20 protein-coding genes are annotated in these 26876 nt (G+C 63.2%); 16 read left to right on the top strand and 4 right to left on the bottom strand.

What is annotated here, in order from left to right; genetic code table 11:
- Window positions 1-103 precede the first annotated feature (103 nt).
- The 8 genes from OW493_RS01565 (at window position 104) to OW493_RS01530 (ending at window position 12205) form a co-directional block, all read left to right on the top strand.
- Complete coding sequence (locus OW493_RS01565; protein WP_289862979.1) at window positions 104-1852, top strand: carbon starvation protein A; 1749 nt, start codon at window positions 104-106, stop codon at window positions 1850-1852.
- Complete coding sequence (locus OW493_RS01560; RefSeq protein ID WP_205700460.1) at window positions 1842-2162, top strand: cory-CC-star protein; 321 nt, start codon at window positions 1842-1844, stop codon at window positions 2160-2162. The genes OW493_RS01565 and OW493_RS01560 overlap by 11 nt, the downstream gene beginning before the upstream one ends.
- The gene (locus OW493_RS01555) at window positions 2153-3373 is read left to right on the top strand and encodes an ArsA family ATPase (protein WP_289862977.1); all 1221 of its coding nucleotides are present in this window, start codon (window positions 2153-2155) and stop codon (window positions 3371-3373) included. The genes OW493_RS01560 and OW493_RS01555 overlap by 10 nt, the downstream gene beginning before the upstream one ends.
- Before the next feature lie 316 nt (window positions 3374-3689).
- Window positions 3690-4898: an efflux RND transporter periplasmic adaptor subunit gene (locus tag OW493_RS01550; protein WP_289862976.1), complete on the top strand. Its 1209-nt coding sequence runs from the start codon at window positions 3690-3692 to the stop codon at window positions 4896-4898.
- A 100-nt stretch (window positions 4899-4998) separates the two neighbouring features.
- The gene (locus tag OW493_RS01545) at window positions 4999-8130 is read left to right on the top strand and encodes an efflux RND transporter permease subunit (protein ID WP_136938232.1); all 3132 of its coding nucleotides are present in this window, start codon (window positions 4999-5001) and stop codon (window positions 8128-8130) included.
- A gap of 309 nt (window positions 8131-8439) precedes the next feature.
- Window positions 8440-9867, top strand: a complete 1428-nt coding sequence (locus OW493_RS01540) for a paraquat-inducible protein A (protein ID WP_084209107.1) — start codon at window positions 8440-8442, stop codon at window positions 9865-9867.
- A complete protein-coding gene (gene pqiB, locus OW493_RS01535) occupies window positions 9864-11498 on the top strand; it encodes an intermembrane transport protein PqiB (protein ID WP_084209108.1) in 1635 nt (544 codons plus the stop codon). Before OW493_RS01540 ends, pqiB begins: the two co-directional genes overlap by 4 nt.
- Before the next feature lie 11 nt (window positions 11499-11509).
- A complete protein-coding gene (locus tag OW493_RS01530; RefSeq protein WP_170877344.1) occupies window positions 11510-12205 on the top strand; it encodes an ABC-type transport auxiliary lipoprotein family protein in 696 nt (231 codons plus the stop codon).
- A gap of 223 nt (window positions 12206-12428) precedes the next feature.
- On the opposite strand, the gene OW493_RS01525 is transcribed toward OW493_RS01530, so the two are convergent.
- From OW493_RS01525 to OW493_RS01515, 3 genes are all read right to left on the bottom strand, one after another.
- On the bottom strand, window positions 12429-12968 hold the full coding sequence (locus tag OW493_RS01525; RefSeq protein WP_084209110.1) for a glycine zipper 2TM domain-containing protein: 540 nt from the start codon (window positions 12966-12968) through the stop codon (window positions 12429-12431).
- Between the two features lie 309 nt (window positions 12969-13277).
- Window positions 13278-13886 carry a hypothetical protein gene (locus OW493_RS01520; RefSeq protein WP_289862970.1) on the bottom strand — a complete coding sequence of 203 codons (609 nt, stop codon included), beginning with the start codon at window positions 13884-13886 and terminating at the stop codon, window positions 13278-13280.
- A 97-nt stretch (window positions 13887-13983) separates the two neighbouring features.
- Entirely contained in the window at window positions 13984-15171 is a 1188-nt protein-coding gene (locus tag OW493_RS01515) for a GGDEF domain-containing protein (RefSeq protein ID WP_176492968.1), read from the bottom strand.
- 802 nt (window positions 15172-15973) lie between these two features.
- Here OW493_RS01515 and OW493_RS01510 point away from each other — a divergent pair.
- From OW493_RS01510 to OW493_RS01475, 8 genes are all read left to right on the top strand, one after another.
- Window positions 15974-16474, top strand: a complete 501-nt coding sequence (locus OW493_RS01510; RefSeq protein ID WP_077372220.1) for a hypothetical protein — start codon at window positions 15974-15976, stop codon at window positions 16472-16474.
- Window positions 16475-17005: 531 nt separating this feature from the next.
- The gene (locus OW493_RS01505; RefSeq protein WP_065392490.1) at window positions 17006-17620 is read left to right on the top strand and encodes a CBS domain-containing protein; all 615 of its coding nucleotides are present in this window, start codon (window positions 17006-17008) and stop codon (window positions 17618-17620) included.
- A gap of 219 nt (window positions 17621-17839) precedes the next feature.
- Window positions 17840-18460 (top strand): hypothetical protein, encoded by a 621-nt coding sequence (locus OW493_RS01500; RefSeq protein WP_289862967.1) that lies wholly within the window; start codon window positions 17840-17842, stop codon window positions 18458-18460.
- 263 nt (window positions 18461-18723) lie between these two features.
- The gene (locus tag OW493_RS01495) at window positions 18724-19923 is read left to right on the top strand and encodes an MFS transporter (RefSeq protein WP_176492966.1); all 1200 of its coding nucleotides are present in this window, start codon (window positions 18724-18726) and stop codon (window positions 19921-19923) included.
- A gap of 418 nt (window positions 19924-20341) precedes the next feature.
- Window positions 20342-21115 (top strand): DUF969 domain-containing protein, encoded by a 774-nt coding sequence (locus OW493_RS01490; protein WP_176492965.1) that lies wholly within the window; start codon window positions 20342-20344, stop codon window positions 21113-21115.
- Window positions 21112-22023 carry a DUF979 domain-containing protein gene (locus tag OW493_RS01485; protein WP_077372207.1) on the top strand — a complete coding sequence of 304 codons (912 nt, stop codon included), beginning with the start codon at window positions 21112-21114 and terminating at the stop codon, window positions 22021-22023. The genes OW493_RS01490 and OW493_RS01485 overlap by 4 nt, the downstream gene beginning before the upstream one ends.
- Window positions 22024-22101: 78 nt before the next feature.
- A complete protein-coding gene (gene pcp / locus OW493_RS01480; RefSeq protein ID WP_136938240.1) occupies window positions 22102-22761 on the top strand; it encodes a pyroglutamyl-peptidase I in 660 nt (219 codons plus the stop codon).
- A 116-nt stretch (window positions 22762-22877) separates the two neighbouring features.
- Window positions 22878-23924: an asparaginase gene (locus tag OW493_RS01475; protein ID WP_077372200.1), complete on the top strand. Its 1047-nt coding sequence runs from the start codon at window positions 22878-22880 to the stop codon at window positions 23922-23924.
- A gap of 112 nt (window positions 23925-24036) precedes the next feature.
- Here the strand turns inward: OW493_RS01475 and ppc are convergent, their stop codons facing one another.
- Window positions 24037-26685: a phosphoenolpyruvate carboxylase gene (ppc, locus tag OW493_RS01470; RefSeq protein ID WP_077372197.1), complete on the bottom strand. Its 2649-nt coding sequence runs from the start codon at window positions 26683-26685 to the stop codon at window positions 24037-24039.
- Between the last annotated feature and the right edge of the window lie 191 nt (window positions 26686-26876).

The following is a 26876-nucleotide window of genomic DNA, read 5'->3' as shown; positions in this document are numbered from 1 at the left end:
CGACCAATGGCGAAGTTATATGCGCAAACATAGATGTTAGCGTCACGCCGATGACACGCCATGCATTGCCGTCGCCCCACTCACACGCCTACTGGAACGCCCCATGAACGCCATCTGGCTCGCCCTGTTCGGCTGTCTCGCCTTTGCCATCGGTTATCGCTTCTACTCGCGCTTTCTGGCGGAACGCATCTTCCGTCTCGACCCCGATTACGTGACTCCCGCCCATGCGCTGCGCGATGACACCGACTACCTGCCGACCAATCGCTGGATACTCTGGGGCCACCACTTCACCTCGGTCGCCGGTGCAGCGCCCATCGTCGGGCCGGCGATCGCCGTCTACTGGGGCTGGCTGCCGGCGGTGCTGTGGGTCGTGCTGGGCAGCCTGTTTGCCGCAGGAGTCCATGACTTCGGCACCTTGACGCTCTCGGCGCGTCATCGAGGCCAGTCCATCGGCACGCTGGCGGACAAGCTGATCGGCAAGCGCGCCAAGCTGTTGTTCCTGTTCATCATCCTGATTCTGGTGCTGATGCTGAACGCGGTGTTCGCCTGGGTGATCGCCAACCTGTTCATCAACTTCCCGGCCAGCGTGCTGTCGGTGCTCATCCAGATTCCGCTGGCGGTCTGGATCGGCCATCGTGTCTATCGGCGTGGCGGCAAGATGCTGTTGCCCTCGATACTGGCGCTGCTGGTGATGTATGCCGCTGCCCTGCTGGCCGGCCAGTACGAATTCTTGCAGATTGATCTGGCCGGCACCTTCACCGCCATGGCAGGCGGCGAGGATGGCACCTTGCTGTTCGGCCTCTCACCGATCTCCAGTGCCTTCCTGGTGTGGATCGTCGCGCTGATGGCCTATGTCTACATCGCCTCGGTGCTGCCGGTGTGGAAGCTGCTGCAACCGCGCGACACCATCAATTCCCATCAGCTGGTGGTCGGGCTGGTGCTGCTGTATCTGGGGCTCGCCGTGGGCGGCCCACATCTGACGGCGCCGGCCTACAACACCGAAGCCGAGATGTCCTTCTATCCGCTGCTGTTCATCACCATCGCCTGCGGCGCGATCTCGGGCTTCCATGGACTGGTCGCCTCGGGGACCACCTCCAAGCAGCTTGCCCATGAGCCGGATGCACGCATGATCGGCTACACCGGCGCACTGGGCGAAGGCATGCTGGCGCTGATTTCCATCATCGCGGTAGCGACCCTCTTCGGGACCCAGGCCGATTTCACCGCCACCTATTCAAGCTTCGCCGCCGCCGGTGCCAACGGGCTCTCCAGCTTCGTGGAGGGTGCAGGACAGCTGATCTCGCACCTTGGCCTGCCGGCCAGCATCGGCAGTACCCTGGTGGCGGTCATCGTGGTGAGTTTCGCGGCCACCACACTGGATTCCGCGGTACGTCTGATGCGCTACATCATCGCGGAGCTGGGCAGCGAGTACGGCATGCCGGCACTCAGCCACAAGCACGTCGCGACCAGCATCGCGGTCATCTCCAGCGCCGCGCTGGTCATCCTGCCGCAGGAGCCCAAGGGCTTCGGTTCCGGCGGCTATCTGCTGTGGCCGCTGTTCGGGACCAGCAACCAGCTGCTGGCAGGGATCTCGCTGATGCTGATCTCGGTCTGGCTCAAGCGTCAGGGACGCCCGGTGATCTACACCCTGGCTCCGATGGTCTTCCTGATGATCATGACCCTGTGGGCGATGGTGCAGCAGGTAGTCCTGGACTGGTCCGGCATGGGCAGCAACGACCCGCAATGGCTGCTGTTCACCTTCGGCAGCCTGATCATGGTATTCGCGCTGTGGATTCTGCTGGAGGCCAGCCGCAGCCTGAAAGCCCCCGCCCAGGTGAGCGCCCATGAGAGCTGATGACGACTCCCGCATGGCGCGCTCGCCACGACACCCCGGACTGACGAGGCGCCTGCTGACAGGTGCCGCAGGGCTGCGGGATGGCTGGGAGGCCATGCTGCGCGTCAATCAGCAGCGTGACCTGGCGCAGCTCGCCCGCGAGGAGGAAGACATCTTCATGATGATGAGCTTCGCCGAGCTGATGGGCATCCCCAATCCGGCACCCGCCGTCTCACTGGAGATGCTGCCGCTGATGCTGGAGCGCATGCACGACTGGCACCTGCGCCAGGGGCTTGAGCATTCACCGCTGGAAGGGATCAAATGCTGCTGAACTGGCTCAGGCGGCGTCGCCGACAGGATGGGACTCGACGCACGCATGCAGCCGAAGGCCGCTCCGACCTCGGCAGGGTGCGTGATACCCAAGAGGAAGGCGCCATCCCCCGCCCCGAGATCTGGTTCTTCGGCGGCAAGGGCGGTGTCGGCAAGACCAGCTGCGCGGCGGCGCAGGCATTGGCGCTGGCAGAGAAAGGCGAGCCGACACTGCTGGTGTCGACGGACCCGGCGCACAATCTGGGCGATCTGTTCGGGGATCTGGGAGGCAGGCCGCGCGCCATCACGGCGTGCCTGGATGTGATGGAGCTGGACCCCGAACAGGAGTGCGAGCGCTATCTCGAGGAGGTACGCCAACGCATCGCGCCACTGGTCAGCGGGGAGCGCAGCGCCACGGTGATGCGCCAGCTGGCACTCGCACGCCATGCACCGGGCACCAGTGAAGCGGCGCTCTTCGATGCGCTGGTCGAGATCATCCTCACCCCGCCGGCCCCACTGGCACCGGACAGCTCATCGTATCGACACATCCTGTTCGATACGGCTCCCAGCGGGCACACCATCCGACTGCTGAGCTTGCCGGAGGTGCTGGGCGGCTGGCTGGAAGGCATGCTGGGCCAGCGCCGGCGAGCCGTCGCGGAGCGCAGCCTGTGGCTGGACAGCCAGCAGACAGCCACCGCCAGCGAGACCGGATCCTCTGCCCCCGAAGACCCGATCAGCGAAGCGCTGGAGCAACGTCGTACCCGCTACAAAGCGCTGCGTCGGTGCCTGACGGATGCCAGCCGGGCGCGCGTCATCCTGGTCAGTACGCCAGAGAAGCTGCCCTGTCTGGAGACGCTCCGTACGCGCGAGGCACTGGAAAGCCATGGGCTCTGCGTCGGCGGCCTGATCATCAATCAATGCCTGCCGGATGCCCCGTCAGAGGTGTCGGGCGCAAGCTCGCCCTCCTCCGGGGAAGCACAGGCCGACTGGATCACGAGCTGGCGTGAGCAGCAGTACCAGTGGGCGGCCAGACTGGAGGACGCCTTCGCTGATCGCCCCTGCCTGCGCCTGTCACGTCAGTCACGCCTGCCGGAAGACAGGGAGAGCCTCGGTCCCCTGATCACGGCACTCTCGTCGTTCCGCCCGTGGCGCCACGCCAGCTCGTGCCGTCAAGCCAGACCTCCCCATCCCACGGCGTGCACTTCAGCACATCGCCCGCAGCACCAGAGGTGAACCATCCCCGCCTCTGCTCACCATCAGGGCTGGACCGTCCCCATCACGGCCCGCAGCTGACCAGAGAACCTGCCGGTGCCAGCCCCGCAAGCCGTTTTCAGCCTGCCTGACAGGACGCGCCCCGAGGGTTGCACAATAAGTGCATACATATGTCATGCCCTTCCGATAGAATAGCTGGCTAAACACTTTATTCGCTTCGCCTCCCACTGTCGGCAGCTGACCTTCAGGGCGGTGGCCACGTATCCGTGCAGCAGAACATCATTGAGGATTCTCCATGGTCTCGACTTCTCCGAGTCACCTCCGCCCATCGAGGCGCTTGCCGAAACTCCGCATTCAGCGCCGCCCGGCCTTGTGGTCTGCAGGCCTGCTGTTGATGGGCGCCTTGCTGACGGGCTGCAATGAGGGCGGGGACGCTGACCCGTCCTCCGCTCAGGCCCAGAGTGCCCCGCGTGCCACGGAAGTCGAAGCTCTCACGGTCACTGCTCAGGACATCCCGATCACCAATGAACTGGCAGGCCGCACCAGCGCCTACCAGTCCTCCGAAGTTCGCCCGCAGGTAGGTGGTGTCATCCAGTCCCGTGACTTCACTGAAGGCAGCGTGGTCGAGGAAGGTCAGGTGCTGTATCACATCGATCCGCGCACCTATCAGGCGGACGTGGATAGTGCCAAGGCCAGCCTTGAGCGTGCCCAGGCCACGCTGCATACCTCGCAGCTGCAGGCGAAACGCTACAAGACGCTGGTGGCACGCAAGATGGTCAGTCAGCAGGATTACGATGACGCCATCGCCACCGTCGGTGAAGACACGGCGGATGTCACCTCCGCCAAGGCGGCTCTCAAGAGTGCCCAGATCAACCTCGACTACACCACCGTGAAAGCCGCCATCAGTGGGCGAATCGGCAAATCCAGCGTCACCAAGGGGGCCTTGGTCACTGCCAGCCAGGACACCGCTCTGGCGACGATTCAGCAACTGGACCCGATCTATGTCGACGTGACCCAATCGGCCAACGACATCCTCAGAATCAAGCGTGAGCTGGCCAGCAACGGCAAGGCCGCGTCCGCCCCCGACATGGCCATGGTGGAGCTGATCTTCGATGACGGCAGCCGCTACGAGCATCAGGGCAAGCTCCAGTTCACCGATGTCAGCGTCGATCAAAGCACCGGCATGGTGACATTGCGGGCACTGTTCCCGAATCCGGATGAACTCCTGCTGCCCGGCATGTTCGTGAAGGCACGTCTGGTCGAGTCAGTGGCAAGAAATGCCATCCTGGTACCGCAGAAGGCGATCAGCCGCGACAGTGACGGCAAGGCCACAGCGCTGGTGATCAACGATGAGAACAAGGTGGAACGCCGTGAACTGGTGACCGGCCAGGCCATCGATCACCAGTGGATCGTCCTCCAGGGCCTGAAGACGGGAGACAGGGTCATCACCAGTGGCCTGCAGAAGATCCAGGAAGGTGCCCCCGTCACGGTGGCGGAAGATGAGACAACGGGCTCGAACGGCGGCAACGAAAGTCCGGCCGCCTGATCCTCGTCGCACACCAGGGCGACAGGTCATCTTGAGATGATGACCGCAAGGTCAGGACCTGTCGCATATCCCGAACGACGTTTCAGGAGCCCCAAACGTCATGGTCAGATTCTTCATCGATCGCCCCATCTTTGCCTGGGTGCTCGCCATCATCGTGATGCTAGGCGGTACGCTGAGCATTCTGAAGCTGCCTATCGAGCAGTACCCGTCACTGGCCCCGCCCAGCATCAAGATTCAGGCCACCTACACCGGTGCCTCTGCCGAGACGGTTCAGAACACCGTCACCCAGGTCATCGAGCAGCAGATGACCGGGATCGACAACCTGCTTTACATGTCCTCGACCTCGGACTCCACGGGCAGTGCCGCCATCACGCTGACCTTCGCCAGCGGGACGGACTCCGACATCGCCCAGGTGCAGGTGCAGAACAAGCTGTCACTGGCTGAGGCAAGACTGCCCACCAGCGTGCAGACAGCAGGTATCGAAGTCACCAAATCCTCCTCGAGCTTCCTGATGGCCATGGCCTTCGTCTCGGACGACGACAGCATGACCAACCAGGAGCTTGCCGATTACGTGTCATCCAACGTCCAGGACGAGATTGCGCGTGTCAATGGGGTCGGCGAGACCCGCCTGCTGGGGGCCCCGGGTGCCATGCGCATCTGGCTGGACCCGGCCAAGCTCAACAACTATTCCCTGACGCCCAGTGACATCACGGCAGCCATCGACACACAGAACAGCCAGACCACATCCGGTCAGCTCGGCAACCTGCCGGCAGAGGCAGGACAACAGCTCAACGCCACCATCGTGGCACGGACGCTGCTGCAGACACCGGAGGAGTTCGGCAACATTCTGCTCAAGACGCAGGCAGACGGCTCTCAGGTTTACCTGAAAGACGTCGCACGCGTGGAAAAGGGCGCGGAAAGCTACAGTGTCATCACGCGGTACAACGGCAAGCCTGCCGCCGGCATGGGTGTCATGCTGTCCTCAGGGGCCAATGCGCTGGATACCGTGGAGGCAGTGAAGCAGCGTCTCGACGAACTGGCGCCCTATTTCCCGGAAGGGGTCTCCTACAAGGTGCCCTATGACACCTCCCCCTTCATCAAGCTGTCCATCGAAGAAGTGGTGATGACGCTGCTTGAGGCCATCGGCCTCGTCTTCCTGGTGATGCTGCTGTTCCTGCAGAACTTCCGGGCCACCCTCATCCCCACCATCGCCGTACCCGTCGTGCTGCTGGGCACCTTCGGCATCCTTGAGCTGTTCGGCTATTCCATCAACACCCTGACGATGTTCGCCATGGTGTTGGCGATCGGGCTGCTGGTAGATGACGCCATCGTGGTGGTGGAGAACGTCGAGCGCGTGATGCATGAGGAAAAGCTCTCGCCGCTCGAGGCGACGCGCAAGTCCATGGGGCAGATCACCGGCGCTCTGGTCGGTATCGGGCTCGTGCTGTCTTCCGTGTTCATCCCGATGGCCTTCTTCCCCGGTACCACGGGTGCGATCTATCGACAGTTCTCGGTGACCATCGTGGCCGCCATGGTGCTGTCCGTGCTGGTCGCGTTGATCCTGACACCGGCCCTTTGCGCCACGCTGCTCAGGCCGACCAAGGAGAAGACCACCGGTTTCTTCGGCTTGTTCAACCGTGCCTTTGACCGGTCCAACGCCCGCTATCAGAAGGGTGTCCAGGGGATGCTCAAGCGCACCGGGCGCTCGATGATCGTCTATGTGCTGGTTGTCTTCGGCTGCGGCGCACTCTTTACCCAGATCTCCTCCGGCTTCCTGCCCGATGAAGACCAGGGCAACATTTTCAACCAGGTGGTGCTGCCGGCCGGTTCGACCCAGCAGGAAACTGTCGAGGTGATGAAGAAGCTTGAGCATCACTTCCTGGTCGACCAGTCCGATGCCGTCATCCAGGTCTTCAGCGTGGCAGGCTTCAGTTTCGCCGGCAGCGGCCAGAACATGGGCCTGGCCTTCGTCAACATGAAGCCATGGGATGAGCGCGAGCGCTCGGCATTCGATGTCGTGGGCAAGGCTCAGGCCTATTTCAATACCTTGAAGGGCGCTCTCGCCTTCGCCGTCAACCCGCCCTCCATTCGCGAGCTGGGGAATGCCACCGGCTTTGACATGATGCTGGTGGACCGAGGCGGCATCGGACATGAGGCACTGACACAGGCGCGCAACAAGTTGATGGGCATGGCCGCCCAGAACCCGGCCGTCACCGGCCTGCGCCCCAATGGACTGGAAGACAGACCCCAGTACAACGTCAAGATCAATGAGCTCAAGGCCACCGCCATGGGCATTGACCTTTCCGATGTCTACACCACGCTCTCCACGGCCTGGGGCTCCAGCTACGTCAATGACTATCTGGACAACGGCCGCACCAAGAAGGTCTACGTGCAGGGGCAGGCAGAGGCCCGTATGCAACCCGGTGACCTGAACAAATGGTACGTCAACAACAGCGCAGGCGAGATGATCCCGCTGTCGAGCATCGCCACCGGTAGCTGGACCTTCGGCTCACCCCAGCTGCAACGCTACAACGGGGTCTCCGCGATGGAACTGCTGGGGACCGCAGCGGAAGGTTACTCCACCGGTGAAGCCATGGCGGCAATGCAGAGCATGGTCGATGAGCTGGGCGGTGGCGTGGCGCTGGAGTGGACCGGCATCTCGCTGCAGGAATCCCAGAGCAGCGGCATGGCACCTTATCTGTATGCCATCTCGCTGGTCTTCGTCTTCCTGTGTCTGGCCGCGCTCTACGAGAGCTGGAGCATTCCGTTCTCCGTCATGCTGGTCGTCCCGCTGGGGGTCCTCGGCGCCCTGCTCGCCACCTGGCTGCGTGGCCTGGATAATGACGTCTACTTCCAGGTCGGCCTGGTGACCACCATCGGGCTCTCGGCGAAGAATGCGATCCTGATCGTCGAATTCGCCAAGGACCTCGAGGTCCAGGGCCGCTCACTGATCGACGCCACCATGGAAGCGGTACGCATGCGTCTGCGCCCGATCCTGATGACCTCCATGGCCTTCACCCTGGGGGCCGTGCCACTGGCCATCTCGACCGGTGCCGGTGCGGCCAGCCGTCATGCCATCGGCAACGGCGTGATCGGCGGGATGATCTCGGCCACGGTACTGGCGATCTTCCTGGTGCCGGTCTGCTATGTGGTGGTTCGCCGCGTGTTCGGGGAGCCGAAAGAGCTCAAGCGGGCCCATGAAGCCGCAAGCCAGGAAGACGATCTTGTCTGAGCATTGATCGCACGCTTCCTCATTGCCGTCACCTCGCGTGATGGCCCTGCACGCCGCCCTCTCCGGGCGGCGTGTCGGTTCATGCGTCCGGTGGATCGATGACGGCACGGGTGCCCGTGATGTCTCGTGAGCGATGCTTCGCATTGGCGGGCATTGAGTGCGAGGCGAGTTTTGCGGCATCATGCAGGTATCGAACAGTGTTTGCCTGCCGCCGGGGCAGGCGCCAGTCACCCGGACTTCGCCCCCGTCATTCTCGCCACTCGCCCTTATCCGGCATGGCGCCAACGCGCCCCTTCATTCAGGAGAGACATGCCTCGTCCTCTAGCTGCCTTGCGTCGTCTTGCGCGCCATACCCTGGAAAGACGTGACCCGCCGACACTGTTCGCGCCTGTCACGCGCAGCGTCTCACGACGGCGACTTCGCGCATGCGAATGCTGTGACCTGGTCGTGGCCCTTCCGGCGCTCAAGACCGGCGAGCGGGCGCGCTGCCCACGCTGTGATCATCTCTTCGCCCAACGCCACGCCCATTCCGTCCAGCGCACCCTGGCACTGGCGACGGCGTGCCTGGTGATGCTGGGGCTGACGCTGCCCTTCGAGTTCATCGCCTTTGCCACCCGCGGCATCTCCGCCAGCCTCAGTCTGGTGGACACGCCAGCGGCGCTAACGGCAGAGTCGTATCCGTCGCTGGCGGTGCTGCTGATTCTGACCATCGTGCTGCTGCCGGCGCTCTACCTGATCGGGGTGATCTATACCCACACGGCCATCGGCCTGAAGGTGGCGTTGCCCGGCATTCGCGGCATTGCCAGAACGCTCAGCCATCTGCGCCCCTGGATGATGGCCGATGTCTTCCTTGTGGGCGTGATGGTGAGTCTGGTCAAGATCGCCGGCATGGCCGATATCAGCTTCGGCCCGTCGTTCTGGGCCTTCTGTGCCTTCGCCCTGCTGATGACCAAGACCCTGGCCAGCATCGACGGTGATCGCATGTGGTTCGCTCTGGCGGGCGAGCCGCCGGCCCCGGAGACAGCCAGACCGGGGCTGGGGGCCGCGCTGCAGGGGCTGGGCAGCTGTCACAGCTGCGGGTTGATCAATGAATGCACGCAGGACCAGCACGTCAACTGCCGGCGCTGCGGCGACCCGGTCCATCAGCGCAAGACACATAGTCTGCAACGCACCTGGGCGTGGTTGATCGCGGCGCTGATACTGTATCTGCCGGCCAACCTCTTCCCGATCATGAGTACCGTGAGTCTGGGCGAGAGCGACCCGCAGACCATCGCCGGCGGTATCGTGGTGCTGTGGTCCCACGGAGACTGGCCCATCGCGATGGTCATCTTCATTGCCAGCATCCTGGTGCCGGCCTCCAAGATGATCGCCATCGCCTGGCTGTGTCTCAGTGCGCAACGCCCGCAGGTCCAGCATGCCCGCGCGCGCGTCACGCTCTATCGCATCACCGAGTACATCGGCCGCTGGTCGATGGTCGACGTCTTCGTGGTGGCGCTGCTGGCGGCATTGATCCAGCTGGGCGCCCTGATGTCCGTGCACCCGGGGCCGGCAGCGCTGTCCTTTGCCAGCGTGGTGGTGCTCACGATGCTGTCCGCCCAGAGCTTTGATCCACGTCTTGTCTGGGATACGCCACAGGAGGCGCGAGTCGCGACCAGCGGCCTTCTCCAGGCAAGCAAGGAACGTGAGGTCTCCCCCGCTTCCTCCCCAATCGATTCACCGTCACAGGATGACCTATGAGTGATGACTCTCGTGCGCGTCGTGAAAGCCGACGCCGTCTTTCGCCGATCTGGATCGTCCCGATCGTGGCATTGCTGATCGGTGCCTGGATGGTGTGGCACAACATCGCCAGCCGTGGCCCGCAGATCACCATCGAGATGGAGACGGCAGAAGGTATCGAGGCCGGCAAGACCTTGATCAAGACCCGTAACGTCGAGGTCGGCAAGGTCGAATCCGTACGCCTGTCGGACAACCTCGACAAGACCATCGTCACGGCACGCATGTCCAAGGACAGCGAGCGCATGCTCAATGAGGACACGCGTCTGTGGGTGGTCAAGCCGCGTATCGGACGCGAAGGCATCAGTGGTCTGAATACCGTGCTGTCAGGCGCCTACATCCAGCTGCAGCCCGGCGACAGTCGCGAGGAAGCCGACCACTTCGTGGCGCTGGAGCAACCTCCGGTCACGACCCAGGACGCCAAGGGGCTGCGCATCGACCTGACCAGCAATGATGGCAGCGTGCTGTCCGATGGCGACCCCGTGACCTACGAGGGCTTCGTCGTGGGGCGCGTGGAATCCAGCGAGTTCCGCCCCAGCGAGAAGGAAATGCATTACACCCTGTACATCGACTCGCCCTACAACGAGCTGGTGACCTCGACCACGCGCTTCTGGTCCACCAGCGGGGTCAGCCTGCGCCTGGACTCCCAGGGCTTGCAGGTCGATGTCGGATCACTGGAAAGCGTACTGAGCGGTGGCGTCGCCTTCGGCATCCCCGAAGACCTGCCACGTGGGCGTCCGGTGGTGGAGAACACCTCCTTCACCCTGTATTCCGATCAGGAAGAGGCCCGTGAAGGCAGCTTCCATCAGGCCATCGACTACGTGATCATGGTCGACGACACCGTGCGCGGCCTGTCGCGTGGCGCACCGGTGGAATTCCGCGGCGTGCGACTGGGCACGGTGGTCAGCGTGCCCTACCGCCTGACCCATCAGCGGGTACGCACGCTCTCCAGCTTCGAGATTCCCGTGCTGATTCGCATCGAACCGGAACGCCTCGAGGGTCAGGTCGATGATGAAGGCGTCAAGCAGTGGGAGAAGCGACTGGAGCGACTGTTCAAGCGTGGTCTGCGCGCGACGCTCAAGTCCGGCAACCTGCTGACCGGCGCCTTGTTCGTCGACCTGGACTTCTATGACAATCCACCGCCGTACAAGACCGATACCTTCGATGACATCGAGGTCATGCCCAGCGTGTCAGGCGGCCTCGCGCAGATGGAAGCCAAGCTCAATGCGCTGCTCGACAAGCTCAATGGCCTGGACATCGAGCCGGTGCTGGGCAATCTCAACAAGACCCTGTCGGCCTCCGAGAGCCTTGTGAAGCGTCTCGACAAGACCGCCGGCCATGTCGATGCCCTGCTGGGTTCCGATGAGGTACAGAAGCTGCCGAGCGACATCAGCACCAGCCTCGACAACCTCAATCGCACCCTGGATGGCCTGACGCCGGAGTCTTCTGCCTATCGCAAGCTGGAGGGAGATCTCGAGCGCCTGGACCGCGTGCTCAAGAAGGCCGAGCCGCTGCTCGACACGCTGGAGAAGAATCCCTCAAGCCTGATCTTCGACAAACCGACGACCCGTGATCCGATTCCGAGGGCCCAATGATGACAACAGCCATGAGTCTCTCGACCCGCACGGCAGCCATGCCGCAAGCGTGCAGCGCGTCTGCCTCACCGCGCACTTCAACGTCGCGCAAGGGCCGCTTCGGCGGCCTGATGGCAGGTTTGTTGATGCTCGGCACACTGGCGGGTTGCACGACCGCCGCCACTGGTGGCGCTTACCTGCTGCCACAGACGACACAGACCGCTGCCCAGCGCAGCGTTGCCGCCGATGCGCCCCTGCTGGAAGTGATGCCGGTGCAACTGGCCAGCTATCTGGAAGGCGGCAGTCTGGTCTATCAGACGGACGACATCACCCTGGTACAGGCCAGCCAGAACCTGTGGGCCGATGACCTGCAGGACATGCTGACCCGCCAGCTGCTGAACCAGCTGAAAGCCAGCCCCGCCCAGCCGCTGAGCCAGTACCGTATCGCGGATACCAGCCTGAGCGGATTGAAGGGTGCCCGCCTGAGCGTCAGCCTGGATCGCTTCATCGGTCGCCATGATGGCCAGTCCGTCATCACCGGTCGCTGGCGCCTGCGCGGCGTGGATGGCAGCGTGCTGGAGGAAGGCGACATCCAGACGCTGACTCCACTGACGGATGACGGCTATCCGGCACTGGTCAACAGCCTGGGCGAAGGCTGGCGTGTGACCGGCGAGCAGTTGGCACGTGAGATCGCCAAGGCATTGCCCTCCACAGCGGATGCCAGCTGACGACCAGAGAACCTGACTGTCTGACAGACTGACTAAACAGGGTACGACTGGATGCCCAGAGAGCTGGATGTCCAGAAACCAGAAGACCCCCGACGGATTCCGTCGGGGGTCTTCTGGTCTGGCGACTATTGCGCAGAGCGATCGAGGGAAACGCTTGAGAGAACTCATCGAGCCGCGCCTGTCGACGCTCTTCGTCTCCGCCTGACCGCTCGGCTATCTGGCCTCAGCCCTGCTGTGGCAGTACCAGCTCACCGTCACGAATCTCGAAGCGCTTCACGTCCGGCTTGTCTTCAAGACGCACGGTGCGAGTCTCGTCGCCCATGTCGACCTTGACGTCATAACCCACCACCTTGTCGCTGGCATCCTGCACTGTCTCGCAGCGCTGCTCGGTCGTGGTGTAGGTATCGCCCTTCTTCATCTGTCCCTGGATCTGGTTGCCGGCATAGCCACCTCCCACGGCTCCAGCGGCGGTCAATACCTTCTTGCCGTTGCCACCGCCGAATTGATTGCCCACCACGCCTCCGACGATCGCACCGACGGCCGTGCCGACGACATTGTGGGTATCCTTGCTGGGCGCCTGATGGGTCACGGTCTCGTTGTGGCATACCTGACGCGGGGTGGTCACGGTTTCCGTCACCGCATCCACCGCCACGATATCGGCGTATTCAGGGCCTGAGTTGCTGGCCGTATAGCTGCCGATCGCCACTCCACCACCAATGCCCAGTGCAGCAACGATCGCGCCAATCAGGATGGACTTGTTCATGCGTGTTCTCCTCACCGAATAGTGTTGCAGCCTGGCTCGTCGGCCAGTCAGCCATGCCCCTGGATAACACTTGAGGGGCGTGCCGCTGCGTTCGGAGAGTAATCTAACACTGTTCGATAAACTCGGTAATGTGGCAACTTCACCACCCGGCTGTCTCAAGAAAGCAACAACCAGCCCGATAACGGCATATCGACGCTAGAAGATGCCGCTATTATGCAAATATTCTAAACAATTGAATATCCGGGCCTCGATTCGAAAGACTCAAGCAGCCAGGCATGCTCGGCCCCCTTCCAGCAGGGGTTCAGGTCGTCAGTCCCGCTGCGTCGCGGTGATGGAGACAGCCTCGTCATTGCAGAACTGGACACGAACATCTCCCCACCAGCTGAGCAGGCGACATGACTGATTGTCGGCGATGGTCTCGCTGACATCACTGGGCTTGCCCAGCAGGGATACCGCCTGAGACTCACTCATGCCTTCCACCAGATAGCCATCATCGATGGCCGAGCGAATCCGGTATTGGCGCTGACTCTCCTGACGGGCCGCCAGAGTCCGCTGCTTTTCGCGCTCGAGACGCTCCGCGGTGGCGTCTTCCTCCAGATCTGCCGGCCCGCGTTGCGCAGCGGGTACCACCGTCAGGGAGTCATCCAGCGCCACCGGCGCATCCCCTTGATGACAGGGCTGCTGCTGCCAGGTGGGGACACCGTCGAGCATGCAGCGATAGATGCTGTTGCCGGCCTTGGCAGCCGTTGGCAAGGCCGGCGCCACAGCTGGCGCGGCGGCACTGGCCTGGCCGGCATTCACATCACCGTCCTGCGTCGTTGCAGGAGCCGCCAGTGTCATCTCTGCCGTCAACAAGGCTGCGGTCATGAACAGGTACTGCCAGAGACGCCCCGCGCGTCCACCACTCGTATCGATCATCAATCTCAATCTCCGGAATACGCAGAAAGGGTCTTGCCACCGGGCTGCCCGGGCACGGCCATGGAAGTGGCGCGACCATCATCGGGAGCGGTGCGATTCAAGGACGTTTGTAGCCATAGCATCCAGTCCCGGCGACATGGGAGCTACCTTCGCCGTGAGTGTCCTGCTGTCGCGTCTCGCGCTGGGAGCCCTCCACACAGAGACGCATCTCTGACGAGGATGACGCAGGACTCGGCATCGGGGCGGTGGCTTGTGCTGTCGCCGGGATATCGGCCGCGTCTGTCTGGCTGCGGGGTTCATCCAGCATGTCCCAGGCCGTCACCACCCGATTGCGACCGGTACGCTTGGCGCGATACATCGCCTGGTCCGCACGACGGATCAGCTCCGGCAGCAAGGACTCGGCTGCCGTGGCCGGCCCTCCCTGGGCCACGCCGATACTGACCGTGACCCGCAGCAGCTTGCCATTGTTCAATACGAAGGCGCGTCCGTTGATGGACTGCAGCAGCCGGTCGGCCGCGTGTCGCAACCCCTGGCGATCATTGCTGGGGCACAATGCCACGAACTCCTCGCCCCCCTGGCGACAGAGCAGATCACTGCCGCGCAGGTGATGACTCAGACGGCGTGTCAGCTCCACCAGCACATCGTCACCGCTGGCGTGCCCATGCGTGTCATTGATCGTCTTGAAGTGATCCACGTCGATCATCAACACCCCCAGCCCGTCCTCCTGAAGCATGCGTGCGCCCTCCTCCCTGAGCGCAAGCCGCGAGAGGGCCCCCGTCAGCTGATCATGGCGCAATTCCCGCAGATAGCGCTTCTCGCGCCGCTCGGATTCCCACCCCATCTCGATGGCCACCAGGCCGATGAAGGTGACACAGATCACGAGATTGACGATGCTGGCCGTGGCCATGAACTCATAGGAGCCGATGTAGACAGGCCCCGGCAGGGATTGGGCGATCAGATAGAAGATCAGCAGGCCGCCACTGGTCAGGAGACGCGTGATCCGCGCCATCGGCGCGATGCAGATGAAGAAGATCGACAGGATGTGGTAGTACTCGAATCCCGCACCCACGCCGAACTGGTGTTCCCACCATGACGCCTTGAGCGATACCGGCACGACCAGCAGCAGCAACGCGGTCTGCAGGTGTCCCCTGCGATGCAGGATGATGGAAGCCACGGTGAGCAAGGTCCCGACCACCTGGGCGACGACGGGCTGCGGGTAGGGCTGCATGCTGAGCAGGGCGAAATAGCCGATGTGGCAACCCAGCGCACTGATGTAGCACCACATGAACAATTGATAGAGCCCAGCATGCCGCTCAGCCAGCCCTCCTGGAGCCGGCCAACGCCACTTCACCCCAGCCAGACCGGTCCTCTCCCCGGCCCGACGGCGATCAGGTTTCGCCATGATTCCTTCCTCTTTGAACTGACACCTTCCATGTGTCCCGTGTGAGAATCTCATACCGTCTGAATGCTCCCAGTCTACCTCACGTTCGAGTGTGAAACGTGATGGCGACAGTCCATGCGCGTCATTCAAGGCATGCAGGAAAGGGGGCATAACGTGACATAACGTCGCCGTTTGACGCGGGAAAGGCATATGGACGTGCCAAGTCTTCGTTGTTGGCGTTTGCGCCAGGGGCCACATCTCGTAGAGGATTTCAGGCAAGAGTGTGAGTGAAGTGCCATCACCTGCAAATGGCAGCCTGATACTCCTGCATGACAGCCAGCCTGATCACGTCTCGCGGACAGGCGCCGCAATCGATGCCGCCGACCTCAAATGCCATCCCTCATCCACACGATGTCCATCCCCCTCGACATGACCTGGCCGCGCATCGAATGCGGCCCATTATCCGGTGAGGCTGCATGGCGCATCAACCACGGTGGATGCCACGGGGCCGCGCAATGCTCGACGCTCATGCGCGGCGACGCTTGCCTTGGCAGCGCCCTTCGGATTAGGGATGATGAGGGCCATCAGTGATACGCCTGACTGCCGGGCCGGAGCAACACGACCACAAGGTCCTGCCTCCCGCCACCATCCTTGTCCGTTTCCCCCGCCAGGGGGCAACGGCCTTCATGCAACAAGAGAGTATTCAATGGACGCGACCACTCTGACGCGCGATTTCCACCTGTGGCAGCGTTTCTCCAAGCAGGATCGTCTCGAGCGCGAACACCGTGCTGCCCGTCGCAAGATTGCCGAAGCCGGCACCATGGCGACCCGCATGATTCAGGCCTACCAGAGCATGGCGGCCAAGGGTGCCTCGGAAAATGCCTGCTACCGCACGATCTACAAGCACAAGGATGCCCAGGGGGATGTCCTGGTGCGCGAAGGTTGGCTGAAAGTCCGCCGTATCGTCGCCGAAGGCGGCACTACCCGTCTGCGTGGCACGCTGATCACCACTTTCAGTCTGGCAGATGGCGAGCGGGAGCCTGCCGATGCCGAGGTGGAGAAGCTGACGCTGGAGGTCTATGACGAGATCGTGGCCGGGACTCGCATGAAGCTCGCCTGCAAGGTCGATCGCTGCGATGGTGAGGGTCAGACGGACTTCATCACCTTCCTGGACTCGGTGCGCGGCGACCTGAAAGAGTGGCTGTGATGCCGTGAGCATGCTGGCATCAGGGTCCAGACATCAGGGCTTGGCATAAGGGCCCTGGCATAAGAGCTCTGGCATAAGAGCTCTGGCATAAGAGCTCTGGCATAAGGACTTCGACATGAGGGCTCTGAAACGGAGCCAGCGGCGCATTGTTGCCAATCCGGAACAACAGCTGGGCCTGCTGACGCGGTGATGAGCTCACTGCCCCCTGCATGAACAAGGCACGACGTGATTCCTGATCCGGGAGGACGCCGTGCCTTGTCACATCCGGCCGTCATTCAGCGCAGGATCTTTCACACCCCCCGCCCCATCCGGCTTTCTTGCCAGTCACTTCGCCTCTGTTCCATCTTGCTCGCCTGCTGCCAGACAGCGTCTTTCCGCGCGCCAGTCACACGCCCGCCTCTCGAGCGGGGCCTTGCATCAGTGGTTGCGACAACAGCAACAAGTCGTTACTCCTGGTGCAGGAAACTCCCTTGATCAGCGTGACTCTCATCTTGCAGACGCTCATCGTTCATCAAGTATCGGAGTCATTCCATGAATGCCATCGCCCCATCTGCCTATCACACCCTCGAAGTGAAACCGCTTGAACAGGTCACCACCTCACGCCTGCCTCTCCAGCCTCTGGGCGACATCAACATGGACAGCCCCGCCAGCGAACTGCTGACCGATTTCTCGGTGACCGCGGGTCGCAGCATCCAGGGAAGCGCCTCCATCGGTCAGGCGCTGGCGACCATGAAACAGGCCGGCGTGCGTCTTCTGCTGGTGCATGATCACGACGGCACCTTCACCGGCGTCGTCACCTCCCGCGAGCTGCAGGGCGGGCGCGTGGTGATGCGGGCCATGACACGCTTCGATGTGCAGCGTGATGAGGTCACCGTCGACATGGTGCAGGTGCCACGCGCCGAGCTGCACGGCATTGCCCTGTCAGTGCTCAAGCGCGCCAGGGTGGGCGATCTGGTCGAGACCCTGCGTCAGAGCGGAGAATCCCACCTGCTGGTCACGGAAGAGGACAGCGATGGCCACCCTTGCATCCGTGGTTTGATCGCGGCATCTCGTGTCGGGCAGGCCCTCGGGCTCCACCTTGAGCACCCCCCGGAAGCCCGCAGCTTTGCCGACATCTGCCGGGCGGTACTTGGCAAGTACGAGTGATATGAGCCCTTGGCACCAGACGCCTCAGCCCTTGTCATCAAAGACGCCCATGAATCCAGCGACAGGTTGCATAGATCACTGCACCAGGACGCTGGATTCAGGAAATCCTCGACAGGACGGCGTATGATATAGTCGACAGATATCGCTTCAACGCCATCCAACCCGTCTGGCGACCCGCCACTGAAAAGAGGCCAGAAGCTGCCAGAGAGGATTCCCGCCATGCCCTTGAGCTCATTGCGTAATCAACTGTTCAAGCAACGCCACGTCGAGGTGCTTGTCATCAAGCAGATCGACGGAGAACTGTTGCACGTCTGTGGCGTGGGTGTCCTGGAAGGGTCTGGCAGCGTCAACCACAAGCGACGTGAACTGTCCCGTGACAACCACGCCTTCCCGGTGCGCATGCATGAAGGCAACCAGGTCCTTCAACCCCAGGACTTCAATCGTCTGGTGTTGCTGGAAGAGGTACAGCTTCATCCTCGGGGCTGCCGTCCCAAGGAAGCCGTATCGCTGGAGGTGGAGGGCCACCGCTACCGCGTCGCCCATACCCCGATGCGCTGCTGGCACTTCAAGGGCCTGTTGAAGATCGAGCGTACCCAGCAGGGCCTGCTGCTGAGTACCGAGGACATGTCCCTGATTCGTGCCAAGGCGCTGCGTCGTCCCACTGCCTCGACAACCACCAGCGTCTCGCCTGATCGCACGTCGCCGCTTTCCTCATGGCGCAACGGTGACACCAGGTCACGAACCGGGCAGCAAGGGCAGGGAGCTGGCACCACGCCACGCAAGACACCGCTTGAGCTCTACCCCGGGGCTCGCGAGCTGGAGCTCGAGCCGAAATACTGAGCCCCTCTCTGCAACCCGCCTTATCTCACAAGACGCCCAGCCTCTGCTGGGCGTCTTGCGTTGTGGATGCCAGATCGTGAATGGCAGGTCGTTCATTGCACGGCGTGCCTTGCATCATGGGTATTGCATATTGGTCGGAACCCGCAAGACAGTGCCGGAGGATGACGGTATTCTCGCAGAACTGTCCAAGCGTTCAGGAGGTTCACTGCCCCTGTCCGCCCGCGTATTCATGACTCTCCTTCACTTCAGGATAGGCCTGCCTCATGCGCCGAATGTCCGTCCCGCTGTTTCTGCTCATCCTGATACTGGTCGCCCTCAATCTACGACCGGCGCTGTCCTCGCTGGCCCCCCTGCTGGATCGCATCACGCAGGACCTTGGCCTGAGCACACTGGCCGCCGGCCTGCTGACGACTCTGCCGGTGATATGCCTGGGACTGTTCGCGCCACTGGCACCACGCCTGGCGGGGCGACTGGGGGCGGAGCGTACCTTGAGCCTGGCGCTTGTCACCCTGGGGATCGCCTTGTGGCTGCGTGCCAGCGACCTGACCCTCCTTCTCTATCTGGGGACCTTGCTGTGCGGTGGCAGTATCGGTATCGCGGGCACCCTGTTGCCCGCCATCGTCAAGCGCGAACATCCCGAGCGCGCTGACCTGTTCACCGGTGTCTACACCATGGCGCTATGCCTTGGCGCCGCCCTTGCCGCAGGGCTCAGTGTGCCGCTGGCCAACTGGCTGGACAGCTGGCAGGCCTCTTTGAGCTGCTGGGCATTGCTGGTGGTGATCGCCCTACCGGTCTGGCGTCTGAGCATGCCGCACCCCTGGCCTCGGCGCCTGCCGGCCGGCCAACATGACGCGCCACGCCTGTGGCACCTGCCACTGGCACGACAGATCACCTTCTTCATGGGCTGCCAGTCATCACTGGCGTATATCGTCTTCGGCTGGCTTCCGTTTCTGTTGCAACAACGTGGCTTGAGCGATGTCGAGGCCGGCTGGCTGATGGCCGCCTCGGTGATGGCCCAGGTACTCACTGCCCTGCTGGCGCCGGTGATCGGGCGCATGGGACGGGATCAGCGTCCCGCCATCCTGCTGCTGCTTGCCTGTTCGGCGGTCGGCTTGCTCGGCCTGATGGTCGGCCCGCTGTCACTGCGCTGGCTGTTCGCCGTACTGCTGGGCTTTGGTCAAGGAGGCAGCTTCTCGATGGCGCTGACCTTGCTGGTACTGCGCAGCAACGACGCTCGCCTGGCCGGGGCGCTGTCGGGAATGGCGCAAGGCACCGGCTACATGCTGGCGGCGCTCGGCCCGCTGGCGGTGGGCATACTGCTTGAATTCACCAATGACCTTGACGTGATCGCCTCGCTGTTCGCGCTGATTCTCATCGCCGCCGCAGCGCTGGGTCTCAAGGTCGGGAGACGTCAGCGCATCTGTCTGCGCGATGATGGCAGCCCCGAGGTCATCGACGGCTGAGTCCTATGCTGCGCATTCTTCATCTCTTCCCTGCCCCGCCCTTTTGCCCAAGCGGTTGCACGCGCTGACGTGATGTTCGAGCGTGCGCCCGGCGAGGCCTGTTGACGCGAGCGTCCCGCTCCGGCATTCACACGCTGACATGCTGATGTCAGCCTGCCTGATATCGACCAGATCTGTCATGCACCTCCAAGTGATAGATTCTATCGATTTAACAATTACGATTAATTTATATATTCCGAATGTCTCATTTGGATTATTCCTGCCTGACCCTACCCTCTGAACTCGCGTAGTAAAACAACGTACTTCACGGTACCTACTTCGCGGCACGTACTTCACAACAACAAGCTCACACTCAGAGGTGAAAGCCCATGTCCTGCCCCCGCAACAGACTGTCCTCCTCAGGCTCGGGAGATATCACATGTTGTCATTGATCGGCGTCGCCATCATCGTGGTCGGTCTGGCACTGCGCTTGAACGCTCTGCTGGTGGTCCTGGTGGCAGGCTTTGCCTCGGGACTCGTGGCCGGCATGACGCCCACCGAGATCCTCGGCGCCCTCGGCCAGGCCTTTACCGACAACCGCGCCGTGTCACTCTTCATCATCACCCTGCCGGTCATTGGCCTGCTGGAGCGCAATGGCCTGCGTGACCAGGCCGAGCATCTCGTGCAGAAGCTGCGTGCCGCCAGTGCCGGCCGCATCACCCTGAGCTACCTGCTGCTGCGCAAGGTGACCAACGCCTTCGGGCTGCAGCTGGGTGGGCACCCGGCGATGATCCGTCCGCTGGTCGCGCCGATGTCGGTCGGTGCCGCCGAGCGCGACCTCTCCGAGGAAGCCGTGGCCTCCCCCCGCTTCAAGACCCTGAGCCAGCGCATCCGGGTACTCAATGCCGTCAGCGAGAACTTCGGCAACTTCTTCAGTCAGCTGATCTTCGTCGCGTCGGGCGGCCTGCTGCTGATCAAGAGCGTGCTGGACAAGAGCGGCACCAGCGTCAGTCTCGCGGACATGGCGCTCTATGCCATTCCTACCGCACTCGTCTCGCTGGTCGTGGTCTTCATCCTGTGTCGCCGGCTGGACAAGCGCATCCAGCAGGAGCATCGACTGCTGCGCGAGGAGTATCCCGCCGCCCCTTCGCAGCCAACCTCCGCGTCAGCCCCTGACAGCTACACCACTCCCGTGACGGAGAGCCACTCATGAGCGGTATCGATGCCCTTTACCTGATCACCGGCTTCGCCGTCATGGTGTTTGCCCTCCTGACCCTGACCGACCGCGACCATCCGCGTCGCCTTGGCACCAGCGCCTTCTGGATGATCTTCGGGATCAGCCTGGCCTTCGGCCAGTGGCTGCCCAATGTCGTGGTCGGCCTCGCCATGCTCGCCATGGCGCTGCTGGCCGCCACCGGTCAGCTCGGCTTCGGCAATTACGGACAGCTCAGCGATGAAGCCCGCCAGCAGCGCCGCCAACGTCTGGGGTCTCGGCTGTTCATTCCGGCACTGGTGATTCCCATCGGCACCTTCCTCTACACCCTCACCACCGGGCAGAGCGCACTGGTCGGGCTGGGGCTTGCGACCGTGCTGGCGTTTGCCGTTGCCCTGCTGCTGCTGCGTGAGCGCCCCGGCACCGGCATGCAGGAAGGTCGTCGCCTGGCGGATGCCATCGGCTGGGCCGCCATCCTGCCGCAGTTCCTGGCCGCGCTCGGTCTGCTGTTCGATCAGGCCGGTGTCGGCCAGACCATCGCGGGGCTGGTCTCAAGCGTGGTTCCCGATACCAGTCTCATCGCCTGCGTGATCGCCTACTGTGTCGGCATGGCCGTGTTCACCATGCTGATGGGCAACGGCTTCGCCGCCTTCGCCGTCATCACCTCCGGGATCGGCTATCCGCTGGTCATCGCCCTGCATGGTGGCAATCCCGCCATCGTCGGCGTGCTGGGGATGCTGTCGGGCTATTGCGGCACGCTGATGACGCCCATGGCCGCCAATTTCAACATCGTGCCGGCGGCGCTGCTGGAGCTGGATGATCGCTATCACATCATCCGCGCCCAGATCATTCCGGCGCTGGTGATGCTGATGGCCAACATCAGCCTGATGCTGCTGCTGGCCTTCTGATTCGTTCTCATGCTTACCCGCGCATCGATCACCGCCAGCAGTGGCCTGCGGTGATCGATGCCAGTCAAGGAGTCTCCCATGTCCCGTCTGCTTCTCTGTGGTTTCGAGCCCTTCGGCCACGACAGCGTCAATCCGGCACTCAAGATCATCGAGCAGTTGGAGGGTCAGACCCTGGCCCTGCCGAATGGCTCATCGGACAGTGTCGAGATACGCACCTGCCGCGTGCCGGTGACTCGCTACGCCGCGATCGAGAGCGTGGTGGAGGCCATCGAGCGTCACGCCCCCGATACCGTGATCATGCTGGGCCAGGCGAGTGGTCGCAGCGCCATCACGCCGGAGCGCGTCGCCATCAATCTGGATGACTACCGCATCAAGGACAATGGCGGACACCAGCCGGTGGATGAACCCATCGAGGTCGCAGGGCCCGATGCCTGCTTCACCACCCTGCCCATCAAGGCGATGGTCAATGATCTTCAGGCAGCGGGTCTGCCGGCCAGCGTCTCCTATACCGCCGGCACCTTCGTCTGCAACCACCTGTTCTACGGCGTGCAACGCCATCTGGCACACAGTCCGATCCGCTCCGGCTTCGTGCATATTCCGGCGCTCCCCGAGCAGAGCCTCGATGGCCGACTGCCGACCATGAGCCTGGAGAGCCTGCTGGAAGGCGTGCGCGTCCTTTGCATCAGCGCCATGACCCATCAGCAGGATGTGCGCATCGGCGGTGGCAACATCAGCTAGCCCTTCCGCCGCCTCCCCACTCGCTGCTGACCTGGTCATCCCCTTGGCAGCACGTCTCACCCGCCAGCCGGCATGCGTTACAATGCCGGCTTTCCCATTTCTGGCAGGTGGATACGATGACTCCCGAGACACACATCCTGGTGCTGTATACCGGCGGTACGCTGGGCATGGTCGAAAGCGAGCAGGGCCTGGTGCCGGCCGGAGACTTCGATGCGCGTCTGCGAGCAGCGCTGGAGGATCTGCCGCCCAGCCGTCGTGGCCGTCTGCCCGCCTTCACCTTGCGCGAATTCCCGCAACTGATCGACTCCTCCTCGGCGACGCCCGCTGACTGGCAGCAGATCGCGGGCGAGATCGCCGATGCCTATGACAGTTTCGATGGCTTCGTGGTGCTGCAAGGCACCGACACCCTCGCCTGGACGGCGTCAAGCCTCGCCTTCCAGCTCAAGGGCACCGCCCGCCCGGTGATCGTCAGTGGTGCCCAGCTGCCATTGGAGGCCGACGGCAGCGATGCTCTTGCCAATGTCGAACTGGCCCTCACCGCCGCCGCCCAACCGACCCTCAATGAGGTGGTGGTCGCCTTCGGCGGTCAGCTGCTGCGCGGCGTGTGCACCCGCAAGTGGTATACCCAGGATCACCGCGGCTTCACCACTCCCAATGCCCCCCTGCTGGGCGAGTGGGTCGATGACCGTGTCGTGGTCTATCCAGGCCGCCTGATGGATGACCAGGGGCCAGCCTTCGAATTGCCGGATTACGCCTGCCTCGGCCAGGATGCCATCATCCGCCTGCCGCTCTACCCCGGCATCAGCGCCGAGAGCGTACGAGTGCAGTTGCTGCGCAGCGAAGTGAAGGGCGCGGTGTTGGAATTGTGGGGCAGCGGCAATCTGCCGGCGGACGCCGAGCTTCTGGGCGTGCTGGCCGATGCGCGCGGCGAAGGCAAGCTGCTGGCCGGCATCAGCCAGTGTCCGCATGGCCCGGTCAGCATCGGCCACTATGCGGCAGGCGCGGGCCTTGCCACCATCGGGGTACTGTCCGGTGATGACATGACACTGGAGGCCGCCTTCACCAAGCTGCTGCACCTGGTCGCGCTCAATCAGGATGAGGACTGGCAGCGGGAACGCTTCCTGATGCCATGGGTAGGAGAGCGCGCCAGCGGCCTGCTGTAACCAAGCCTCGCCGTTAGCTTCATGACAACGAAAAGCCCCGACAGGCATGCCTGTCGGGGCTTTTTCATGCAGTGACTCAAGACTGGCCGACGCGATATCGTCAGCCGCCGCCTCAGCCGGTGTTGCGCAGACCGGCCGAGATACCGGCCATGGTCACCATCAGGGCGCGCGACAGCTCGGCGGAGATGGCGCCATCGGCGTCCCGGTTGCGCTGCAGAAGCTCGGCCTGCAGGCCATGCAGCGGGTCGATGTAGGGGTTGCGCACATCGATGGCCTGACGGATCAACGGCATGTGCTCCAGCAGCGTCTGTTGATCGCGGATCTCCAGCACCACCTTCTCCAGACGCTCGAGACGATCACGCAGCGACTGCCCCAGCTCCTTGAGCGCCGGCTCATCCACCAGACGTTGCTCGTAGTAGGCCGCCGTCGAGAGATCCGCCTTGGACAGCAGCATCTCCAGCATGTCGACATAGGTGGAGAAGAACGGCCAGTCGTTCATCATCTCGCGCAGGATTTCCAGCCCACCCTCTTCCTCGAGCCGATTGGCGAAGGCTTCGCCACTGCCAAGCCACGCCGGCAGCATCAGACGAATCTGGGTCCAGGCGAAGATCCACGGGATCGCCCGCAGCGTCTCGACGCCTCCGTCCTGACGACGCTTGGCCGGGCGTGACCCCAGCGGCAGGCGCGCCAGTGCCGTCTCCGGCGTGACCGAGCGGAAGTAAGGCACGAAGTTCGGGTCCTCGCGCACCACTCCGACATAGGCCTTGTGCGCGACGTCCGCGAGACGATTCATCTCGTCGCGCCATTCCTGACGCGGGGCGGGCGGCGGCAGCAGGCTGGCCTCGAGGACCGCGCAGACATAGATCTCCATCGAGCGGCTGGCGATGTCCGGCAGGCCGAACTTGAAGCGGATCATCTCGCCCTGCTCGGTCACGCGCAGGGAACCGGTCACCGAGCCCGGCGGCTGCGAGAGGATCGCCGCATGTGCCGGACCGCCCCCGCGACCCACCGTGCCGCCACGACCATGGAAGAGCGTCAGTTCGACGCCGTGCCGCTTGGTGACATCCACCAGCGTCTCCTGAGCACGATACTGTGCCCAGGCCGCCGCCAGCTGGCCGGCATCCTTGGCGGAGTCGGAATAGCCGATCATCACTTCCTGACGATTGCCGGCGTGCTTGCGATAGATCGGCATGCCCAGCAGCGTGTCGATGACCGGGCCGGAGCGATCCAGGTCGTCCAGGGTCTCGAACAGCGGCGCGATGGGCAGGCGCACATCACCGCCCACCTCCTTCATCAGCAGCGCCACCGCCAATACATCGGAGGCCTGGCCCGCCATCGAGATGATGTAGGTGCCCAGCGCCTCACGGTGTTCACGCGCGATGACCTTGAAGGTATCCAGCACTTCGCGGGTATCGGTGGAGCACTCCCAATGACGCGGGATCAAGGGGCGCTGACCGCCCAGCTCCCTGGCGAGGAATTCACAGCGCTTCTGCTCATCCCACTCGAAGTAGCTGCCCATGCCCAGCGACTGGGTCAGCTCGTCGAGCACCTGAGCGTGACGCGTACTTTCCTGACGGATGTCGAGCTTGGTAAGAGTCACGCCGAAACAGGCCACGCGGCGCAGCGTGTCGAGCAAGGCGCCATTGGCGATGGTATCCAGTCCCACATCACACAGCGAGCGGTAGCAGGCCAGCAGCGGTGCATAGAGCTGCTCACGCGTCTCGATGATGTCGAGCCCCTCGTGACGCTTGCCGTCCAGGCCAGCCTTGGCCCAGTCACGGGTGCTTTCCATGCGCAGGATCAGACGCCGCAGGATCTCGCGGTAAGGTTCCGCCACATCGCCGGCCTCGGCACGCAGCGCTGCGGAGCACTTCCACATGGAGAGCTCGGACTTGAGCTGCTCGAGATCCCGCAGGTAGAGATCCGCCGCCATCCAGCGACCCAGCAGCAGCACGGTGCGGGTGACCCGCGCGGTGACATTCGGGTTGCCATCGCGGTCGCCCCCCATCCAGGAGGCGAAGCGCAGCGGCGCGGCGTCCAGCGGCAGACGCTCGCCGGCCGCCTCCAGCGTCATCTCGTCCAGCTGACGATGGAAGTCAGGCACCGCCTGCCACAGCGAATTCTCGATGGTGGCAAAGCCCCACTTGGCCTCGTCCACCGGGGTCGGGCGCTCGTGACGGATCTCGTCGGTATGCCAGGCCTGGCTGATCAGCTCAGAGAGGCGTGCACGCGCGAGCGTCGCCTGTTCCGGGCGATCACAGGCACCTTCCATCTGGGTCAGGCAGCCTTCGATGGCATCGTACTTCTGGATCAGGGTACGGCGGATGACTTCCGTCGGGTGGGCCGTCAGCACCAGCTCGACGCGCATCGCCGACAGCTCCTCGACGATCTTCTGGGCACTGAAGCCACGCTCACGGATACGCGTGATCAGCTCGCCCAGATCCGGCTGACTGCCGGGACGATAATCCTCGACACGCTTGAAGCGGCCGCGGTAGTGCTGCTCGGCGATGTTGGAAAGATTCAGAAACTGATTGAAGGCGCGGGTGACCGGCAGCAGATCGCTGTCGGGAAGGTCGCGCAGGTAATCGATCAACTCGCGACGGGCCGCGAGGTCGCCTTGTTGGCCTTTCTTGGCCAGGGCGCGGATGCGTTCGATACGCTCGACGAAGTCATCGCCGAGATCGGCCGCGATGGTCTGGCCGAGGTTGTCCCCGAGAATGCGCACATTGTCGCGCAACGATTCATGCAGGTCGTGACTCATGCAACCCTCCTTGGGAGTGACGGTGCCGCCGCGGGAATCTTCCCCTGTCATCAGGGGCATTCAGTTGACAGATCCATGACGGGCTCGCGGCCCGTCGCAAGCCGTGCGCCATCTGACACGGAGACTGGCACAGAGATCTGACGCATGCCCCAAACGAAAGGCCCGCGGCGCAGCAGACCGGAAAGCAGGAC

This window comes from Cobetia sp. 14N.309.X.WAT.E.A4 (genome assembly GCF_030397495.1).
GTDB lineage: Bacteria > Pseudomonadota > Gammaproteobacteria > Pseudomonadales > Halomonadaceae > Cobetia > Cobetia marina.
This window is presented reverse-complemented; position numbering and strand designations above follow the sequence as displayed.

Coding starts and splice junctions, on each gene's coding strand:
- OW493_RS01475 (WP_077372200.1), top strand. CDS start 22,878: ATGACTCCCGAGACACACATCCTGGTGCTGTATACCGGCGGTACGCTG.
- OW493_RS01505 (WP_065392490.1), top strand. CDS start 17,006: ATGAATGCCATCGCCCCATCTGCCTATCACACCCTCGAAGTGAAACCG.
- OW493_RS01555 (WP_289862977.1), top strand. CDS start 2,153: ATGCTGCTGAACTGGCTCAGGCGGCGTCGCCGACAGGATGGGACTCGA.
- OW493_RS01515 (WP_176492968.1), bottom strand. CDS start 15,171: ATGTGGTGCTACATCAGTGCGCTGGGTTGCCACATCGGCTATTTCGCC.
- ppc (WP_077372197.1), bottom strand. CDS start 26,685: ATGAGTCACGACCTGCATGAATCGTTGCGCGACAATGTGCGCATTCTC.
- pqiB (WP_084209108.1), top strand. CDS start 9,864: ATGAGTGATGACTCTCGTGCGCGTCGTGAAAGCCGACGCCGTCTTTCG.
- OW493_RS01510 (WP_077372220.1), top strand. CDS start 15,974: ATGGACGCGACCACTCTGACGCGCGATTTCCACCTGTGGCAGCGTTTC.
- pcp (WP_136938240.1), top strand. CDS start 22,102: ATGTCCCGTCTGCTTCTCTGTGGTTTCGAGCCCTTCGGCCACGACAGC.
- OW493_RS01530 (WP_170877344.1), top strand. CDS start 11,510: ATGAGTCTCTCGACCCGCACGGCAGCCATGCCGCAAGCGTGCAGCGCG.
- OW493_RS01525 (WP_084209110.1), bottom strand. CDS start 12,968: ATGAACAAGTCCATCCTGATTGGCGCGATCGTTGCTGCACTGGGCATT.
- OW493_RS01560 (WP_205700460.1), top strand. CDS start 1,842: ATGAGAGCTGATGACGACTCCCGCATGGCGCGCTCGCCACGACACCCC.
- OW493_RS01565 (WP_289862979.1), top strand. CDS start 104: ATGAACGCCATCTGGCTCGCCCTGTTCGGCTGTCTCGCCTTTGCCATC.
- OW493_RS01495 (WP_176492966.1), top strand. CDS start 18,724: ATGCGCCGAATGTCCGTCCCGCTGTTTCTGCTCATCCTGATACTGGTC.
- OW493_RS01490 (WP_176492965.1), top strand. CDS start 20,342: ATGTTGTCATTGATCGGCGTCGCCATCATCGTGGTCGGTCTGGCACTG.
- OW493_RS01520 (WP_289862970.1), bottom strand. CDS start 13,886: ATGATCGATACGAGTGGTGGACGCGCGGGGCGTCTCTGGCAGTACCTG.
- OW493_RS01500 (WP_289862967.1), top strand. CDS start 17,840: ATGCCCTTGAGCTCATTGCGTAATCAACTGTTCAAGCAACGCCACGTC.
- OW493_RS01540 (WP_084209107.1), top strand. CDS start 8,440: ATGCCTCGTCCTCTAGCTGCCTTGCGTCGTCTTGCGCGCCATACCCTG.
- OW493_RS01545 (WP_136938232.1), top strand. CDS start 4,999: ATGGTCAGATTCTTCATCGATCGCCCCATCTTTGCCTGGGTGCTCGCC.
- OW493_RS01485 (WP_077372207.1), top strand. CDS start 21,112: ATGAGCGGTATCGATGCCCTTTACCTGATCACCGGCTTCGCCGTCATG.